This window comes from Devosia sp. (genome assembly GCF_965229025.1).
Lineage (GTDB): Bacteria > Pseudomonadota > Alphaproteobacteria > Rhizobiales > Devosiaceae > Devosia_A.
This window is the reverse complement of sequence record NZ_OZ245853.1, coordinates 3,811,457-3,829,144: the sequence shown is the minus strand read 5'-3', so window position 1 is coordinate 3,829,144 and position 17,688 is coordinate 3,811,457. Positions and strand designations below refer to the sequence as shown.

Annotated in this window: 16 protein-coding genes; 11 read left to right on the top strand and 5 right to left on the bottom strand. The window is 60.8% G+C overall.

The genetic code is table 11. From position 1 onward, the window contains the following. The first annotated feature begins 49 nt into the window (after positions 1-49). From ACO06J_RS18585 to ACO06J_RS18575, 3 genes are read left to right on the top strand one after another with little or no spacing between them, the layout of a single operon-like run. Entirely contained in the window at positions 50-925 is an 876-nt protein-coding gene (locus tag ACO06J_RS18585; RefSeq protein ID WP_421762201.1) for a carbohydrate ABC transporter permease, read from the top strand. Positions 926-930: 5 nt separating this feature from the next. After that, complete coding sequence (locus tag ACO06J_RS18580; RefSeq protein WP_421762200.1) at positions 931-1,752, top strand: carbohydrate ABC transporter permease; 822 nt, start codon at positions 931-933, stop codon at positions 1,750-1,752. Between the two features lie 54 nt (positions 1,753-1,806). Continuing rightward, complete coding sequence (locus tag ACO06J_RS18575; protein ID WP_421762199.1) at positions 1,807-3,423, top strand: alpha-L-fucosidase; 1,617 nt, start codon at positions 1,807-1,809, stop codon at positions 3,421-3,423. Positions 3,424-3,507: 84 nt separating this feature from the next. On the opposite strand, the gene ACO06J_RS18570 is transcribed toward ACO06J_RS18575, so the two are convergent. The 4 genes from ACO06J_RS18570 to ACO06J_RS18555 form a co-directional block, all read right to left on the bottom strand. Then, the gene (locus ACO06J_RS18570; protein WP_421762198.1) at positions 3,508-4,140 is read right to left on the bottom strand and encodes a dihydrofolate reductase family protein; all 633 of its coding nucleotides are present in this window, start codon (positions 4,138-4,140) and stop codon (positions 3,508-3,510) included. 214 nt (positions 4,141-4,354) lie between these two features. Further along, complete coding sequence (locus ACO06J_RS18565) at positions 4,355-4,531, bottom strand: substrate-binding domain-containing protein (protein ID WP_421762545.1); 177 nt, start codon at positions 4,529-4,531, stop codon at positions 4,355-4,357. 571 nt (positions 4,532-5,102) lie between these two features. After that, positions 5,103-5,699, bottom strand: a complete 597-nt coding sequence (locus ACO06J_RS18560) for a cupin domain-containing protein (RefSeq protein WP_421762197.1) — start codon at positions 5,697-5,699, stop codon at positions 5,103-5,105. 6 nt (positions 5,700-5,705) lie between these two features. Further along, positions 5,706-7,154, bottom strand: a complete 1,449-nt coding sequence (locus ACO06J_RS18555; protein ID WP_421762196.1) for an amidase — start codon at positions 7,152-7,154, stop codon at positions 5,706-5,708. A gap of 316 nt (positions 7,155-7,470) precedes the next feature. Between ACO06J_RS18555 and ACO06J_RS18550 the strand changes: the two genes are divergently transcribed. The 8 genes from ACO06J_RS18550 (at position 7,471) to terL (ending at position 16,696) form a co-directional block, all read left to right on the top strand. Beyond that, a complete protein-coding gene (locus tag ACO06J_RS18550; protein ID WP_421762195.1) occupies positions 7,471-9,060 on the top strand; it encodes an ABC transporter substrate-binding protein in 1,590 nt (529 codons plus the stop codon). A gap of 21 nt (positions 9,061-9,081) precedes the next feature. After that, positions 9,082-9,999: an ABC transporter permease gene (locus tag ACO06J_RS18545; RefSeq protein ID WP_421762194.1), complete on the top strand. Its 918-nt coding sequence runs from the start codon at positions 9,082-9,084 to the stop codon at positions 9,997-9,999. After that, a complete protein-coding gene (locus ACO06J_RS18540; RefSeq protein ID WP_421762193.1) occupies positions 9,996-10,805 on the top strand; it encodes an ABC transporter permease in 810 nt (269 codons plus the stop codon). The genes ACO06J_RS18545 and ACO06J_RS18540 overlap by 4 nt, the downstream gene beginning before the upstream one ends. Then, positions 10,802-11,752 (top strand): ABC transporter ATP-binding protein, encoded by a 951-nt coding sequence (locus ACO06J_RS18535; protein WP_421762192.1) that lies wholly within the window; start codon positions 10,802-10,804, stop codon positions 11,750-11,752. Before ACO06J_RS18540 ends, ACO06J_RS18535 begins: the two co-directional genes overlap by 4 nt. Continuing rightward, positions 11,749-12,516: an ABC transporter ATP-binding protein gene (locus ACO06J_RS18530; protein ID WP_421762191.1), complete on the top strand. Its 768-nt coding sequence runs from the start codon at positions 11,749-11,751 to the stop codon at positions 12,514-12,516. The genes ACO06J_RS18535 and ACO06J_RS18530 overlap by 4 nt, the downstream gene beginning before the upstream one ends. 809 nt (positions 12,517-13,325) lie before the next feature. Continuing rightward, complete coding sequence (locus ACO06J_RS18525; protein WP_421762190.1) at positions 13,326-14,744, top strand: site-specific DNA-methyltransferase; 1,419 nt, start codon at positions 13,326-13,328, stop codon at positions 14,742-14,744. A 1-nt stretch (position 14,745) separates the two neighbouring features. Continuing rightward, complete coding sequence (locus ACO06J_RS18520; RefSeq protein ID WP_421762189.1) at positions 14,746-15,216, top strand: DUF5681 domain-containing protein; 471 nt, start codon at positions 14,746-14,748, stop codon at positions 15,214-15,216. Continuing rightward, positions 15,209-16,696: a phage terminase large subunit gene (terL, locus tag ACO06J_RS18515; protein ID WP_421762188.1), complete on the top strand. Its 1,488-nt coding sequence runs from the start codon at positions 15,209-15,211 to the stop codon at positions 16,694-16,696. The genes ACO06J_RS18520 and terL overlap by 8 nt, the downstream gene beginning before the upstream one ends. Positions 16,697-16,824: 128 nt before the next feature. Here terL and ACO06J_RS18510 read toward each other — a convergent pair whose 3' ends face one another. Then, entirely contained in the window at positions 16,825-17,670 is an 846-nt protein-coding gene (locus tag ACO06J_RS18510) for a hypothetical protein (RefSeq protein WP_421762187.1), read from the bottom strand. Positions 17,671-17,688 lie beyond the last annotated feature (18 nt).

Here is a 17,688-nt window from a genome sequence, read left to right as displayed (position 1 = left end):
CCGACCCAGCACCTGGGCCGGGATCTTTCCTCCCCGGAGACTGCACGAGATGCTGAACAAGCACTACCCGCTGTATTTCCTGTTACCGCTGCTCACGCTCTATCTCGTGTTCATCATTCTCCCCAGCCTCATCGGTATCGGCTACTCGTTCACCGACTGGACGACCTATTCCGACGAGGTCAATTTCATCGGGCTCGAGAACTTCCAGCGCATCTTCTCGCCCAAGGAAAACTACCTCGCCTACATCGCCAACACGCTGATCTTCACCGGCCTTACGATTGTGCTGAAGACCGTGATCGGGGTGGCGCTGGCGATCCTCCTCAACGAGGGCGTGCGGCGCTTCGTCAACCTCTACCGCGTCATCATCTACCTGCCGGCCGTCTTGCCCACCCTCGTCGTGGCGCTGATCTTCCGCTCGATCCTCAATCCCGCCAACGGTGTCTTCAACGGATTTCTGCGCAGCATTGGGCTCGATAGCCTCGCCTGGTCCTGGCTGGTCGATCCCAAGATTGCGCTCTACTCTGTGGTTGGCGTCGATACTTGGAAGGGCGTTGGTTACATCACCGTCATTCTGCTCGCCGGCCTGCAGACCATTCCCAAAGACTATTACGAGGCCGCCGAGATCGACGGAGCCGGGTTCTGGGCCCGCCTGCGCTACGTGACCCTGCCCATGCTGCTGCCAGCCATCGTCGTCGTCTCGGTGCTGAACGTGCTCTACGGGTTGCGGGTTTTCGATGTCGTTTACGCCCTGACCAATGGTGGGCCGGGCTACGCGACCGAAGTCATCGCCACCGAGATCTTCAAGGCCTTCTCGCAGGGGCAATATGGCCTTGGCACCGCCGTCTCCAGCGTCATGTTCGTGGTGCTTCTGGTGGCCGGCTATTTCGTCATCCGCCTGCTCGAACGCAGCTCGGCTCAGGAGTAGGCGCCGTGCGAACCAGTCCCACCAAGGCCTTTTTCGGTCACTCGGCAGCGGTCATCACCAGCCTCGTCATGGCCTTCCCGGTCTACCTGATCGTGGTCAATTCGCTGAAGACCAAGGCGCAGGCGAGCTCGATGGGCGCCGACCTGCCGACCTCACTCAACTTCGAAAACTTTCTCGCCGCCGCAGACAAGGGAAAACTGGTCACCAGCTTTTTCAACAGCATGCTCTACGCGTCGGCCTCAACCGTCATCGGCACGCTGGTCGCGGCCATGGCGGCATTCGTTTTGTCCCGCGCGCGGACGCCGCTGCGCCGCTTCCTCTACTTCTTCATCATCCTCGGCATCGCGCTGCCGATCAACTTCTTCACCCTGACCACGATCATGCAGGCGACGCACCTGATCAACACCAAGCTGGGGATCATCGTCCTCTACGCGGCAACGCAGGTGCCGTTCTCGGTGTTCCTGATCTACGGCTTCATCGGCTCCATTCCGCGTGAACTGGATGAAGCGGCCATCATCGATGGCTGCAATCCGCTGCAGTTGTTCTTCGGCGTCATCCTGCCGCTGCTGAAGCCGGTGCTGGTCACCGCCGCAATCCTCAATTTCCTCGGCACCTGGAACGATTTCCTGTTCCCGCTTTACTACCTCAACAGCAGCAGCAACTGGCCGATGACCCTCGCGGTCTACAACTTCTTCGGACAGTACCAGCAGAGCTGGAACCTGGTGTCGGCCGACATCCTGATGACGATCGTCCCGGTGCTCGTCGTCTACCTCCTCGGCCAGCGCTTCATCCTCTCCGGCCTCACCAGTGGCAGCGTCAAGGGATGAGGTGGAACCCGCCCCACCGCCGCGCCGCTTACTTCACGCATAGGACATGAACCAATGAGACCGAACCGAGATCTCGATATCGTGGGTGACCCGCGCCTAAATGGACCATTCGAGGCGAACTGGGAGTCCCTGAAGGCGGGGTACGAGGCGCCCGACTGGTATCGCGACGCCAAGTTCGGCCTGTGGGCGCACTGGGGTCCGCAGTGCGTGCCCGAGGCCGGCGATTGGTACGCCCGCAACATGTATACCCAGGGCCATCCCCAGCACGAGCATCATCTCGCGAACTATGGCCATCCGGCCGATGTCGGTTTCATGGAAATCATCAACCAGTGGCGGGCCGAGAACTGGGATCCCGATGATCTGCTGTCGCTCTACAAGCGCGCCGGCGCCAAGTATTTCGTCGCCATGGCCAATCACCACGACAATCTGGATAACTGGGATTCGATCTGGCACGACTGGAACAGCGTCCGGGTCGGCCCCAAGCGTGACATCATCGGAATCTGGGCCAAAAAGGCGCGCGAACTCGGCCTCAAATTCGGTGTCAGCAACCACGCCACTCGCACCTGGCATTGGTTCCAAACCGCCTATGGCTACGATGCCGAGGGCGCCCGGGCCGGCGAGCGATACGACGCCTACTGCCTTGGCCGGCAGGACGGCAGAGGCAAGTGGTGGGAGGGGCTGGACCCGCAGGACCTCTATGGCGGCGCGGTCATGCCGCTACCGGATGGCGTCAACAGCATCCGGGATGCCGCAGACTGGTACAATTACGACACCGGAGACCAACGCTGGACCGAGGCCCCGCCACTCGCCAACCCTATGTTCGTCCGCAACTGGTATCGCCGCTGCAAGGAACTGATCGACAAGTACACGCCGGACCTTCTGTATTTCGACAATTTCGATCTGCCGCTCGGTCAGGCCGGGCTGGATATCGCTGCGCACTACTACAATGCCTCGGTTGCCCGGCATGGCGGCCTTGAGGTTGTGCTCAATACCAAGGAACTGCCCGCCGATCGGCAGGGTGCGCTGGTCGAGGACGTCGAGCGCGGCTACCGCGCCGAGATCGTGCCGCACGTCTGGCAGACCGATACCTGCATTGGCGAGTGGCACTACAACCGGCAGGTGTTCGAGCGAAAGTCCTATATGAAGGCCGACGCCGTCATCCATCGGCTCGCCGATGTGGTGGCCAAGAACGGCAATCTGCTGCTCAGCATCCCCATGAGAGGCGACGGCACCATAGATTCCGAAGAACGCGCCATCGTAACCGCGGTCGGCGACTGGATGGAGCGCTTCGGTGACGCCATCCATGGCACCCGCCCGTGGCATATTTTCGGTGAAGGCCCGACAGAGGTGGTCTCCGGCATGTTCGGGGAGTCGGCAGCCAAGCCCTTCACTCCCGAAGATATCCGTTTCACCACCGGGTCGGGCGATCTGTTTGCCACGACGCTGGGCCTGCCGGGCGAAGTGGTGACGATCTCTTCTCTCGGGACCGCAGGCCGCGTCGCTGACAGTCGTGTGGATCGCGTCGAGGTCGTGGGCAATGCCGCCCCCCTCGACTTCACAAGCGACGCCACCGGCCTCCATATCAAGGTGCCCCGCCCCTCTGTCCACGAATTCGGCATTGCCCTTCGCATCACCGGCAGAGGGCTATTGGACGCTCCGCAATTGGAATGACCGTTCTTTGCCCAGCGACGGCCGCGGTCATCGGAAGGCCACGACTTGGTTCCGCCCCGGCGCGCCAATCCGTGCCCTTCCGCGTCAGCGCGCCAGCACGATGTGGGTGGCGAGGTCCGTTGGCTCGACCTCCGTTACCCGATAGCCAAGGCTCGGCAGGTCAATACCGGCAAACAGCGCTTCTCCCTCGCCCAGGACAACGGGCGCCTGCGCAAGATGCAGTTCGTCGATCGCTCCAGCGAGCAGATACTGGCGCACTGTAGAAACGCCACCGCCGATCTTCACGTCCAGGCCGCCCGCGGCAGCTTTGGCCTGCGCGAGCGCGGACTCGATTCCCTCGGTCACGAAATGGAATGTCGTGCCACCCTCCATCACAATTGGCGCCCTCGCATGGTGGGTCAGGATGAAGGTCGGCGCGTGGTACGGCGGGTTGTCACCCCACCAGCCTTTCCAGTCTGGCCCGCCCCAATCGTCGCCGGCTGGCCCGAACATATTGCGACCCAGGATAAAGGCTCCAAAGCCCTCCGCCGTTTCGCGAGCGAAGCGATCCTCGGTCCCGCCGTCCTTGCCGATCAACGCTCGAAAGGTCCGGGTCGGGTAAAACCAGCGATGCAGATCCCTGCCACCCCTGCCCATCGGGTGCTCCAGGCTCTGGCCCGGACCTGCACCGAAACCGTCCATGGAAACTGCGAAACCGCGTACCCTCACCTTGCCCATGGAACCTCCGTTTGAATTCGAATGGCAGCAATCGCGGGTGTAACACGCACGAGCCAGGGGTTCGAGGTCTGATGCAAAAAGTCCGCGCCATCATGAGGCCGAACGGTGGGCAGGTCAGCCGCCTATGTGTGCAGTCGCGGGCAACTCGGTTTAATGCCAGCGATCATGGAACTCTTGCCCGCGGACGCGCGGAAGCGATGAAGGTCGGAAGTTGCTAAGCGACGCGGGCGACGCTGTCTCTGAGCTGCAAGGTGCAATCGAGCCGGATCTCGCGCGAATGCTCGCCATGGGTGCCCATGACATGCGACATAACCAACTCGGCGATTTTCGTCGCGATCTCGTCGGTTGGCTGCGCAATAGAGGTGATGCCGGGTCGCGCCTGACGAAACAGCTCGAAATCATCGAAGCTGACCAGCGAGAGATCACTGCCCAGGCACCGGGATGCCCGATGCCACGAGGTCGTCGATCTCGCGGCGCAGATCAGGCGGCGGTGGAGTGAAGCGCCTCAATACCAAGCGCCAATTGGCCTACTAGAGGGCGCCCCGAATGCATCGCGAATTGTGGGGCTGTATTAGCGGTCTCCAGTTGCTTTGCGCAACCAGCAGGGCGAATAGACGCGACCTTCCCGAGGGTTAGCTGAGGCAACGGCTGGAGACGAAAAAAGCCATTAATATCAGCGAGTTAATGGCAGGAAGGGATAGACTCGAACTGGCAACGGAGTTGAGCTTGCTAACCCCCGGATTTCTAAGGAACTTCCCACGCAATCGTTCTATAAGTTATTGATCGCGTTAGTTTTTCAGGACAATCGTCACTCGGGCAGCGGCCCCACTGCACCACCGGTTTGCGATTGGTCCCTCTCTAGGCGGTTCTTCGGTCCATTTCGCGCCAAAAGCGGTCCCTCCCTATGCTCGTTTTGCCGCTTGCTCTTGGCTCGCATCAGCATAGGGAAAGACACTAGTGAGCTAGTGGATCTGAGGCGTGTTCACCCAGACCAGACGCGTGAGCTTGGAACTGACATTGCGATAGCGGTTAGTCAGGTGGTTCTTGAAGAAGAACGAGTCACCTACCTTGAGGCGATAAGTAGTTGCCTCGATAGTCAATTCGAGTTCACCCTCGATGACATAGCCCAGCGTTTCGCCCTGGTGCGTGATTGGGTCCACTTTCTCGGCGCCAGGCTCGAGTCGGTGAATGTTACCCTCAAGCAAATTGCCGCCACCAAAGGGCACCAGGCGCTCATAGCTGACACCACTGCCGCCGCGGATCGCATCGGTAGCGGAGACCGGCCGTTCTCCCTCTCGCTGGATGAGACCCGGCGAATTGATATCTGCGCCAAAGAACGAGGCCAGGTCGCGATTGAGGGCGGTAACAAGGCGCTGGAGCATGTCGAGCGACGGCGCTACCTTACCGTTCTCGATTTTGGAGATCATGCTCTCGGCGCAGCCCACGCGCTCGGCGAGTTCGCGGATCAGGATGCCCTCGAGCAACCTCGCATGCTTGAGCCGCGCGCCCACCTGCAGTTCGTCGCGTCTGGTGTCAGGTTTTCGTGGTTCGCTCGGCAATTGCCACTATCCTCTGTGGAACAACGAATGCGGCACCGAAGGCGATTTGTCCAGTAGAGCGGGGAAGTCGAGAACCCTCTCAAACAGGGCAGCCAGAGTCAGGACCGTGTGATCGGCGAGATGCCGACCGATCAACTGCAGCCCGACTGGGCGTCCATCGGCCGTCAGTCCGACCGGCAAGGTCAACGCCGGCTGCCCGGTCAAGTTGGCCACCGCCGAAAACGGCGTGAAGCCGGCTGCGCTGCCGGGTCTGCCTGCAATGCTTGCGGGATAGTCGAGTTCGATGGGGATTGCTGCGCTCGCCACGCCGGGGGTCACCAGCAGGTCCCACTCTTCGAAGAACGCCGACATCTCGCGGGAGATGCGCTTGCGATCGAGAAGTGCAGCACTGAAATCATCCGCTGACCACTCAGTGTCGAGCACCCGAGTAAGCACCGCATCGAAGTCAATCTCGGTATACTGGCGCAACTTTCGAAGCCCGACCCGATCGGTATCGAGCGCCACGATCGCGTCGAAAGTAGCTTGTACATCACCCACTGCCGGGTGCCCCAGGCCGAAGACAGCGTCAAGGGCATTGTCGAGACGCTCGATGGCTTGCTCACAGATCGCTGCGACCTCGGGATCGACTGCGGCGAAGCCTAGGTCCGGACTGTAGCAGATCCGCACGGGACGAGCGCTGGCCACATCCTGCGCCTGTGCAAGGGGCAGACTATGACGATCACGCGGATCGGGCCCGACAAGGACTGAGTAGGCAAGATGGGCGTCCTCGACCGAGCGCGTGAGCGGGCCGATATGCTCCAGGCTCTCCCAACCTGAAGCGCCGGGCATGCGCTCGTCACGGCAGCCAGGATAGACAGGGATCCGTCCCCAGGAGGGCTTGAAACCAACCAGCCCGGTCAAAGCCGCCGGCACACGGATCGATCCGCCGCCGTCACTGCCGAGGGCCAGTGGCACCATTCCGGCAGCAACAGCCGCTGCGGACCCGGCACTTGACCCGCCCGGACCAAGGGCAAGGTTCCATGGGTTGCGAGTTGCGGGGAACAGGCGGTTGTGCGGGATCGCCCCATAGCCAAACTCTGAGGTGTTGGTCTTGCCCACAATGATGGCGCCAGCAGCGCGCAGTCGCGCCACCGCCACATCGTCTTCGGCAGGAATGTTGTCGGCATAGTGCACCGAACCGAACGTTGTGCGCGTTCCCTTGGTCGAAAGCAGATCCTTGATGGCAACCGGAACGCCAGCCAGAGGTCCAGCGGGCTCACCCCGGCTGAGCCGCGCATCCTGCTCATCGGCAGCGGCCAGCGCCCGATCAGCGCACACGGTAACGAAGGCGTTCACGTCTTCGTCCCGGCTCGATATGACGGCAAGTGCCGCACTTACGGCTTCGCGCGCGGATACGTCCCGACGCCTGACAAGTTCGGCGAGTTGTGTGGCACCCAATCGGGCAAGTGACGGCATTGGCACAAGGTCCTCCCGGAGAACGGTTTGCACATCACGTGACTAACAGTCAACTTTCATGCCAACCTCGAGCACTTTCGTCGCCCCACCACAAAGAGCCGGTTTTGTTGTTATTGCGGTCGATAGAGTCGCATCCAGATCACTGGCACGGGGGCTGGTCCTGCACAAAATTCAAGCGGCGCTTGATGAAAACATGAGCAAAGATCATATCACATTCCTTCGTTCGGGTGGACTGCGCGCGCCAAACTCCCCAAAATTCGGCGCGCGCACGAGAAGACGTTGGACTGGCACAAATCGTGCTTCATGACTGTGGATCATGTCACTTGATCGGTGCAACCTGGAGGTCGTCGTCATGTCAAAGCAGCTCTTTCATACTCCCCAGTCCATGTCCCGCCGCACGCTCTTGCAGGCGAGCGCCGCAGTCGCGGCAAGCTTGGCTCTCCCCCGTGCCGTCTTCGCTCAGGAGGCCGCCAGCATCGTGTGGGGCAAGTCGATCGAAGTCAGCATGATCGATCCGCATACAGCGCTTGTCGGCTCCGCATGGCAGCTTCAGTACCTCGTCTACGAGACGCTGGTGCAGATGGGCGACAATTACGAAACCCTGCCCGGCCTGGCCGAGTCCTGGGAGACGCCGTCACCGACCACCTATGTGTTCCATCTCCGCGAGGGGGTTAAGTTCTCCAACGGCCGTGCGATGACTGCCGATGATGTCGCTGGCAGCCTGTCGCGTATTGTCGATCCGAAGTTTGGCTCGTGGTGGGCATTCCAGCTCGGCTCGGTCAAGTCGATAGCTGCGACCGACGCCAGGACAGTGACGGTCGAGCTCAACGAACCCTTCACCCCGCTTCTCGCCTCGCTGGCGGCCAGCATGACAGCGATTCTGCCGATGGAGGAGTTGAAGGCGGGCACGTTTGATCCCTCCAAGGACATGCTCGGCACAGGCCCCTTCATGGTCACCGAGCATCAGCAGAACGACTTCTGGACGCTCAAGAAGAACCCCTTCTACTGGCAGGCTGGCCTACCCAAGGTCGAGCAGGTGACAGTCAAGATCATCACCGATGACACTGCGCGGCTGTCTGCGCTGCAAGATGGGACCATCGACATCGCCAATTTCGAAAATCCCGACGCGCCACTACTGTTGCAGGTTATCCCGAACGTAGCCGTCGTATCGCAGTCCACGCCGGACCTCTACACACTGGTTCTCAATTCCGTCTATGCCGACTCGCCTTTCCGTGATGCCAAGCTGCGGGAGGCTGTGTTCCTGGCTCTCGACCGCGAACAGATCCATCAGATCGCGCTGAGTGGCCAAGGTGCCGTTTCGGGCGCCGCGCCGGTCAATTTCGAAGGCTCCTGTCCTGCCCCCGGCAAGACCAGAGATGTAGAAAAGGCCAAGGCGCTGGTGCAGGAGGCGGGTGGCCTCACCTTCGAAATGCTGGTTCAGTCCAGCCAGGCCATTCAGCGGATCGCTCAAGTGATCCAGCAGAATCTGGCCGAGGCCGGCATCAATGTCGTTCTGACGGTGGTCGACGAAGGTGTGTTCGTCGATAAGGTCTTCGTCAACGCGCAGTTCCAGGCCGCGCCGCTTTTCTGGTCAGCATACGCCGACCCGGGCATGGTGCCGCCGCTGTGGGAACCCAGCATCGCGGGCTCGACCGGCGGCTATGTTGTCAGCGAGCCGAAGCTGGCAGACCTGCTCGCCAATGTGCGCAAGACCCCCGTTGGTCCCGAACGCACAGCCATGTTCAAGGAAGTCTGCGAACTGGTCGATGCGAGCGCGCAGATGATCCCTCTGGTCACCAAACCGGTGACGGTGGGATACCGGACGGATCGCCTGTCGGCGGTGATTCAGCCCAACGAAGGATACAACGGCACCTTGCGCCACATCGCCGAGTTCACCAAGCTCTGACACCTCGGGGGAGTGCATGACATGGGCGAGTTGATAGCTTACGCGGGGCGGCGCATCGGCAGCGCCTTGATCACTTTGGTGATCGTCTCGCTGATGATCTTTTCGGCTATCCATGCCCTCCCCGGGGGCTATGCGGATGTCTTTCTGGGCGCCCATCCTACCCCAGAGGCCAAGGCAAGGATCGAGGCCCAGTTCGGCCTCGATCAGCCGTTGCCGGTCCAGTATGTCCAGTGGCTGGGTGCAACACTTCAGGGGGACTTCGGCACCTCTTTGGTTACCCAGAAGCCGGTCAGCGAGGAGTTCGCTGCTCGTCTCCCGCTGACTGTGACCATCGCGGCCATTGCCACCGCGCTGGCTATCGCCATCGGACTACCGGTCGGCCTCGTTGGCGGCCTTGCCCAGTCCCCACTTGCCCGTGGGTCGGCGCGACTGTTTGGCTCGCTGGCCATCAGCATTCCCGATTTCGTTGTCGGTACCGTCTTACTCTTTGTCGTGTCGCGCTACCTGCAATGGGCGACGATTTTTTCGACCACTTTGCTGCCGGCGATGACGCTGTCGGTGCTCGGCGTTGGGTTCATAAGCACCTCAGCTCGCAATGCCTCAGCAGCGGCAGATGAAGGCCCATGGGTAATGGCGGCAATAGCCCGGGGCCAAGGCAGGGCTCAGGTGGTTCGCCACCATATCCTGAAGAACGCTGCAATTCCGGTACTCACGACGATTGCCATCTACTTCGGCTACATGCTGGGGGGTACGGCAATCGTTGAGTCGACATTCACCGTGCCCGGTGTTGGCCGCTACCTGCTTCAGGCCGTCCAACTGCGGGACTATCCGGTGGTACAGGCCGGCGCGCTGATCGCGGCGAGCCTCTTCATCCTGCTCAACCTGTTGGTCGATGTTCTCTATGCCTTGCTCGACCCGCGCACGCGTCGCCCCACATGACGCGCAGCTTCGACCAACTCTCTCGCCTGGGCGCAGGCGTCTTGCTCATCCTCCTCGTGTGTGGCGCGTTGGGCTATACGGGGCTTTTTGGAGAGGCTTCGGCGATCGTCGGCCCGCCGCTGCAGGCGCCCAGTGGCGCCCATCTGTTTGGGACCGACAACCTTGGACGTTCAATCCTCGCCAGAACGACCGCAGGCATTCAGCAATCCGTATTGCTGGCGAGCGGAGCCGTTCTGATCGCCATTCTGATTGGTACGGCACTGGGCATGCTGGCAGGCTATTTCCGCGGCCTTGTCGATGAGGTGATCGCCCGGCTGGCAGACGCGTTGTTCTCATTCCCCGCGATTGTCTTTGCCATCCCGATATCGGCGCTCTTCAGACCGGGCTCGGCGAGCGCCATTGCGGCAGTCGCACTCGTGACCCTGCCTGCCGTAATTCGCACCGTACGGGCCGAGACACTGGTGATCAGCCATCGAGACTATGTGGTTCAAGCGCGTGTTGCCGGGGCCGGGCCCATCTACGCCTTAGCGATGCATATCGCTCCCAACATCTCTGGTGCGCTGATCGTGCAGACGGCATACTCGGTTTCATTCGGGATGATCATCGAGAGCGGCATCAGTTTTCTTGGGCTCGGCGTTCAGCCACCGGGCGCATCGCTGGGCTCGCTGATCTTTGAAGGGCGCCCCTATCTGCCGCTTGCCCCTTGGCTCGTGCTCATTCCAGGAGCGGTGCTGGCGCTCACCATTCTCTCGATCAACCTCATTGGCGATGGATTGAAAGACTATTTTTCGGGAAGCCGGTCATGAGCCTGCTCGAGGTAGAAGAGCTGGTCATGGAGTATCGCGGCGGCCGGAAGGTCTCGCGCCCCCTCGATGCCGCCAGCCTCTCCGTGTCGGCCGGCGAAATTGTCGCCATCGTCGGCGAAAGTGGGTCAGGAAAGAGCACTCTTGCCGCTGCCATCGGGCGCCTGCCGATCCCCGGCCTGCTGCTCGTTTCCGGAACAGTTTCCATAGATGGAACGGACGTCGCGACGCACGACGAGCCCGGATTGAAAAGGCTACGACAAGAAACGATCGGGTATATCTTCCAGGACCCGGTCGCGACCCTGGATCCGACCATGAAGATCGGCCGGCAATTGGCTGTGGCACTCGGTGGCGGGCGGGCCGAGGCCCTGCAAGCCCTGGAGGGGCTCGGCCTGCGCGACCTCGACCGCGTGCTGGCAAGCTACCCGCATCAGATTTCAGGCGGCATGGCGCAGCGCGTCGCTATCGGGTTGGCGCTGGCGAGGCGGCCAAAGCTGATCATTGCCGACGAGCCAACGGCAGCCCTTGATGCTTCCGTCAAGCGGACAGTACTCGAACTTCTTGTGCGGGCGTGTCATGCAAGGGGGTCTGCTCTATTGCTGGTCACGCATGACCTGCATGCGGTCCAGCAGCACGCGGCCAGCGTCGCTGTTATGTATGGCGGACGTGTCATCGAGCGGGGCATGACAGCCGACGTACTCGGGCATCCTGTGCATCCCTACACAACCGCCCTGATGGATGCCGCAGTCGGACGAGAGCGGCCCGGGGAGCGGGTGGAGCCAATCCCCGGCATGCCGCCTCAACTGATGGCCCGTGCGGAGTTCTGCGCCTTCGCGCCGCGCTGCGGCCATGCCACGGACCTCTGCCGCACCGAACGCCCGATGCCCCAGTTGCCGCACGATGCGGCCTGTCACTATGCAGACAGTCTGGCCGTGGAAGACACGGAGTGAGCGGGCCGGTGCTTGAACTCGCGGGCGTCGGCAAACACTATTTGGGTGGTCCGCCATGGGCCCGCCACCGCATCCAGGCGCTGTTGCCATTGTCACTCCAGCTCGGTATGGGCGAAATGCTTGCGGTGGTCGGTGAATCCGGCTCGGGAAAAACAACACTGGCGCGCCTCTGCCTTGGTCTCACCAAGCCAAGCGAGGGCCTGCTCGCGTTTTCAGGCGCCCCGGTTCTGGGTCAATCGCGCAAACTGCGTGGCAAACTTGCCGCCGTGCTGCAGAACCCGTCTCAGTCGCTCAATCCCAGCATGCGGATTGGACGCTCGATCGCCGAGCCGATGTATCTGGCGGGTATGAGCCAGCAGGCTGACCGCCGGGCCCGGGTGCTGGAACTCCTCGATCATGTGGGACTGCCCAGGGACTTCGCCGACCGGTTCCCGCAGGAACTGTCGGGCGGACAGCGGCAGCGCGTCACCATCGCCCGAGCCCTCGCCACCAGGCCCAAACTCATCGTCTTTGACGAGGCGGTGAGCGCACTCGATGTTTCGGTGCAAGCGCAGGTTCTCAATCTGATCATCGATCTCCAACGCGAGATAGGTTTCGCCGGCCTCTTCATCACCCACGACCTAGCAGTTGCACGATACGTTGCCGATCGGGTTTTGGTGCTCCGTCACGGCGCGGTTGAAGCGCTGCTTCCTGCGCATTCGCTGTATGAAGCCAGTCCGGTGGACTACGTCCGTAAACTGCAGGTCAGCAGCGGTCTTCTGTGAAGTCGACGAGCCGGAAACAATCAAACCAAGGGCTGGCCTGTCTGCCGAAAGGTTCGCTTTGGACCAGAAGCAGCCCCTCAAGCCAACTGCCACCTACCATGTAGTCCGCCAACGAACCGGTGGCGGAATGAAGCGCCTTAATGCCAAGTGCGGAATAGCCGACCAGAGAACGCCCCGAATGCATTGCGAATTGTGGGGCTGTATTAGCAGTCTCCAGTTGGCTTCGCGCAGCCAGCAGGGCGAATAGACGCGACCTTTCCGAGGGTTAGCCAAGTCACCCAGCGGGGACAAAAAACACCTGTAATATTAATAATTTAGTGGCGGTGGATGTAGTCACCGCAAACCAGCCTCCGTTTTCCCTGTTCGTCGGGAGAATACAGGGACTTTGGCAGTTTTCTGGCCTTCTCGCACCTGACGGGACGCCGATTTTCTCAGTCTCTTCAGTGCATTAGCGGCTAAATTCCCTAAGCCCCTGAACAGGGAATCTTTTCGTCCGATCAGGGAATTCATATCCTGAACACCCTTCACGATCAGGGTCGCTGGCACGACGAACTTAGAAGGTCGCGGTCCAGGTTCTCCGACCACTTTTGCACCGGGGTTCATTTGCCCCGAGATGAAAATTGGTCCCTCGGCTCCGGCACGAGGCGCGGATCGCTCGCCTCTGAGGGGTGCCGACTTTTAGTTTGTACCCCCAATTCCCTCGTTCGCCGATGACAGCAATCCTGCTCGGGTCGCAGCCGCTCACTGTTCTCGGGGTCGGCACGACTGACCAGTCACCGTTGTGGTGCTGGGTAGATAGGAGCGCCAAAGTGCGAAAGACCCGACCACCCGTGCCCAACCGTAGGAACAACGACCGACAAATTGAATATTGGCCGACCGCAAACCTGCGTCCCGGTCCACGAGTGCGAAAGCACCCTGAGGCCCAGATCGAACGCATCCGCGCTAGCATTCAGCGCTTCGGCTTTCTGTGTCCGCCACTGATTGAGGCGACCGGCGAGATCATCGTAGGCGTCGCGCGCGTCGAGGCCGCTCGTCGAATTGGCTACGACGAGTTGCCGGTACTCGTCGCGAGCAATCTGTCTGCGGCCGACATCAAGGCCTACCGCATCGCCGACAACAAGCTCGCGGAGATGTCCACTTGGGACCGCGATGTGCTGAAGCTCGAGTTCCAATCCATCCTCGAGATCGATAGCAGCTTCGATCTTCAGTGGTCCGGTTTTGACACTGCCGAGATTGATCTGGTTCTCAATCCCATCGACGCCAGCGAGGACGAGAGCCCCGACGACGAGGCCCCTGCCCCGAATGCCGTGCGCGTCAGCCGGGTTGGCGACGTGTGGATGCTGGGGGAGCATCGGCTGGTCTGCGGTGACGCATTGTCCAGCGAGACCTTTGGTGTGCTCATGGGCGGCGAGACGGCCCGGCTGGTTCTAAGCGATGTCCCATACAACGTACCGGTCGATGGTCACGTGGGCGGGCTCGGCAAGACGCACCATCGGGAATTCGTGCAAGCCTCTGGTGAAATGACTACCGACGAGTTCGCGGACTTCCTATGCAAAGCCATCGTGGTGATGGCCGCGAACGTAGTGGATGGAGGCATCGTCGCATTATTCATCGACTGGCGAAGCGTCGAGACCATGCTCCGGGTCGGACGAGAACAAGGGCTGAAGCTGCTCAATCTCATTGTCTGGAACAAGTCCAACGGCGGCATGGGCAGCCTCTATCGCAGCAAGCATGAACTGCTTCTGGTTTTCAAGAAGGGCAAGGCTTCGCACGTAAATAACGTAATGCTTGGCGCCAAAGGCAGGTACCGGACCAACGTTTGGGACTATGCCGGCGTGAACACTTTTGGCGCTGGGCGCATGGCAGACCTCGAGGCACACCCTACGGTAAAGCCGGTGGCCATGATTGCCGACGCTATCATGGATCTGACCAACCGAAATGAATTGGTGATCGACAGCTTCGTGGGATCCGGCACGACGATTGTGGCCGCTCAGAAGACAGGGCGGATCGCTCGTTGCACCGAACTCGATCCGCTCTACGTTGATGTGGCTATCCGGCGGTTCAAGGCACGGTTTGGCATAGACGCGATTCATCAGGAAACTGGACTGACGTTCGACGCGCTGGCCGCTCGGCGCGCCGCAACAAGCCCGGAAGAGACCTCTCCGCTCGTTGAACGACCCGTTCGCACTCGCGTGCGCCCGAGCGCGGTATCGGTGGGGGAGGTTTGATATGGCCAGTGACACGACCGCCAAGCCGCCCTCTCCTATCGTTCGCCGGCGGGAGAGACCCCGACCGCAGAAAGGGGCTCCGGTTCCGGCGCCCTCCCCCACATCGGAAGAACCGTATGAGGTCGGGTACGGTAAGCCGCCACGGCATGCTCAATTCCTGCCGGGCCAGTCTGGCAACCCCAACGGCAGGCCAAAGGGGGCAAGGAGTCCGTTCACACTGTTGCGTCAGGAGCTTCAGGGCAAAGTCACCCTTCGTGAAAACGGTAGGGTGACAACCGTCACCAAGCTCGAAGCGATCATGAAGCGCGTCGTGGCTGATACGCTCAGTGGCAAACCATCTCAGACCAGATTGCTGTTCGCACTGCTGCATGTCTTCGAGGCGCAGGACGCGGCGATTCCAGACGATCGTGATCTGTCGCGCTCTGATGAGGAGCTACTGCGCAACCTGCTGAAGGGCTTTGCCGATGAATGAGATTCCAAAACACCCCCTGCCTGTTGATGATCAGGCGGCGGTGCTCGAGGTGCTACTGACCAGACGCCTCGACGCCTTCATCGCAAAAACATTCCAGCACCTCAACGATGGCCAGAACGTCAAGCCAAACTGGCTCCTCAGCACAATGGCGTGGCACCTCGATCAGGTCGAACGGGTCGAGCTGACGCGGCTGATCATCAACGTGCCGCCGCGGCACCTGAAGTCGATCTCGGCTTCGGTGGCCTTTCCGGCGTTCGTCCTCGGACGGAACCCTGGCACCACGTTCACGCTGGTTTGCTACTCTCAGGAGCTAGGTGAGAAGATGATGCGAGATCTGCGCAGCGTCCTCGGGAGCCCCTGGTACAGGCGGGCGTTCCCGGACGTCCGCCTCACCAAGAACACCTCCTCTGAGATTGTCACGGATCGCAACGGCGGGGTGAACATGACCTCGGTCGAGGGCACACTGACGGGGCGTGGGTCCGACATCATCATCGTCGACGATCCGATCAAGCCTGGCGATGTTCAGTCGGAAGCCGAGCGTAAGCGCGTCAATGAGTGGTTCTCCAACACCCTGTTCTCTCGGCTCAACGACAAGAAGACGGGCCGCATCGTCGTAGCCATGCAGCGCCTGCACGAAGACGATGTGACCGGCTACCTGACCGCATCACCCGGCCATGGCTGGAGCGTGCTAAAAGCGCCGGCAATTGCTGAGCTTGAAACGGTCCATCCACTGATCGGAAGGTCCAAGCCTTACATCCGTGTCTCTGGAAGTGTGATCGATCCTGACCGTGAGGATCACGAGACCCTTGCCCAGCTCCAGCGCGACCTCGGTTCTTTGGTCTTTTCTGCGCAGTACCAGCAGGACCCGATCCCGCGCCTTGGCAACCTGGTCAAGAGCGCCTGGTTCAAGACCTACTCTCTCGATGAACTGGATCGGGGGTTCGATGCGGTGGTCGTCAGTTGGGACACCGCCTCCGCGGCCAATGAAAACAACGACTTTTCCGCCGGGTCCGTCTGGGGCGTTAAGGACAATCGCTACTACCTTCTACGCGTCTACCGCGAGCGGCTGGAGTATCCCGCACTTCGTAGACTCATACTCGAAGTCATCGACCGACACAGCGCCGGTCGAGTGCTGCTCGAGAAGGCAGACAGTGGCCGCAACCTCTATAGCGACCTGATCGAGCGCGACCAATACAACCGCTACCGCACGGTCAACCCCAAGGGGAGCAAGGAAGATCGTCTTGCCGCGTGCTCAGCCATCATCGAAGAAGGGCGAGTCTACCTGCCGGAGTCGGCTGACTGGTTGCCGGCCTTCCTTAGCGAGGTCACCGGCTTCCCCAACACCAAGCACGATGACCAGGTCGATAGTCTCAGTCAGTTTCTCAACCACATGCGGCGTCAGCTGGGTGGTCAGCTGAAGCTCAACTCGCAGGGTCGGCCAAAACTGGAGCGCAAGCGGCTTCGTCCACGCCATAGCTAGGGCGCCAAGGAGGCAACTTCTATCAATCCGTGGAGTTCGCGCTCGTTCAGCTAGAGGCTCTGGGGACATCCGGTAGACGGATGGAATTTGCACCGGCTAGTCCGCGTGCCAACCGTGCCTGTCGCCGGTCACCTCGCAAACCGCTTTACGGCTTTGGGCCAGTCGAAGGGCAATGGATACGATCCGACGTACCAGCCCGTCATCACGGGGTTCCCATTGACGTCGCTATAGTAGGAACTCTGGATATCCTCCTTCGTATTGGTCTCGAGGGGAACAAAGGCTGGGTGACCATCTTTGTTTGCGACCATGAAGATCATTGGATCACTGAAGAACCCATCGAAGAACCCTCCGCCAAACATTGTGCAACCCGTTAAGCGGAAACCGTCGATGACGTCGGACTTGCAGGTAGCGCCCTTGTAGGGCCTGCCGTCGAAGTTCTTGAATTCCCCCCTGTTGGTCATCTTGATGTAGAGGAGAGCCAGAGCCTCCTCGACCTTTCGGGCGTCGTCGCTGGTCGAGGCCATAGCGTCCTTCTCCTCAATCATCAGCCAGCCGCGCCAAAGGGCTTCACAGCGCTGGTTCCACCATTCGCTTGCCGCGACGGGTGCCCATTCCAGATAAGGCGCACCAAGGTCTTTCTCGATCTGGGCGTTGTTTTCGGCTTGTCGCGCCCGGATCCACTCAACCGATTCATCGGTACCGGTAACCCCGAACTTTTCGTCGGACTCTTTGATGATGGCGAGGTAGCGCTTTTGCCCATCGCAATAAGAGTTCAGTGCATCAGGTCCGAACTTGTGTGCCTCCTCCGCAGCGGCAGGCGCGGCAATACAGACTCCCGTCACGACCACCGCGAGCGCAGCAAGAGTGCGAAAGCCGCAGGCTTGCGGTGCTGTCCCGGTGCGGACGATGTGGTTATGGGCCTTTGGTTCTATGCGCAAAATGAGCTCCATCAGATCGGTGTTGATACCGGACACTGATGAGACTAATAGGCT

Bases quoted from the DNA above. Each gene is read 5' to 3' on its own strand.
- ACO06J_RS18585 (WP_421762201.1), top strand. From the start codon at position 50: ATGCTGAACAAGCACTACCCGCTGTATTTCCTGTTACCGCTGCTCACG.
- ACO06J_RS18575 (WP_421762199.1), top strand. From the start codon at position 1,807: ATGAGACCGAACCGAGATCTCGATATCGTGGGTGACCCGCGCCTAAAT.
- ACO06J_RS18570 (WP_421762198.1), bottom strand. From the start codon at position 4,140: ATGGGCAAGGTGAGGGTACGCGGTTTCGCAGTTTCCATGGACGGTTTC.
- ACO06J_RS18555 (WP_421762196.1), bottom strand. From the start codon at position 7,154: ATGCCGTCACTTGCCCGATTGGGTGCCACACAACTCGCCGAACTTGTC.
- ACO06J_RS18550 (WP_421762195.1), top strand. From the start codon at position 7,471: ATGTCACTTGATCGGTGCAACCTGGAGGTCGTCGTCATGTCAAAGCAG.
- ACO06J_RS18545 (WP_421762194.1), top strand. From the start codon at position 9,082: ATGGGCGAGTTGATAGCTTACGCGGGGCGGCGCATCGGCAGCGCCTTG.
- ACO06J_RS18540 (WP_421762193.1), top strand. From the start codon at position 9,996: ATGACGCGCAGCTTCGACCAACTCTCTCGCCTGGGCGCAGGCGTCTTG.
- ACO06J_RS18535 (WP_421762192.1), top strand. From the start codon at position 10,802: ATGAGCCTGCTCGAGGTAGAAGAGCTGGTCATGGAGTATCGCGGCGGC.
- ACO06J_RS18520 (WP_421762189.1), top strand. From the start codon at position 14,746: ATGGCCAGTGACACGACCGCCAAGCCGCCCTCTCCTATCGTTCGCCGG.
- terL (WP_421762188.1), top strand. From the start codon at position 15,209: ATGAATGAGATTCCAAAACACCCCCTGCCTGTTGATGATCAGGCGGCG.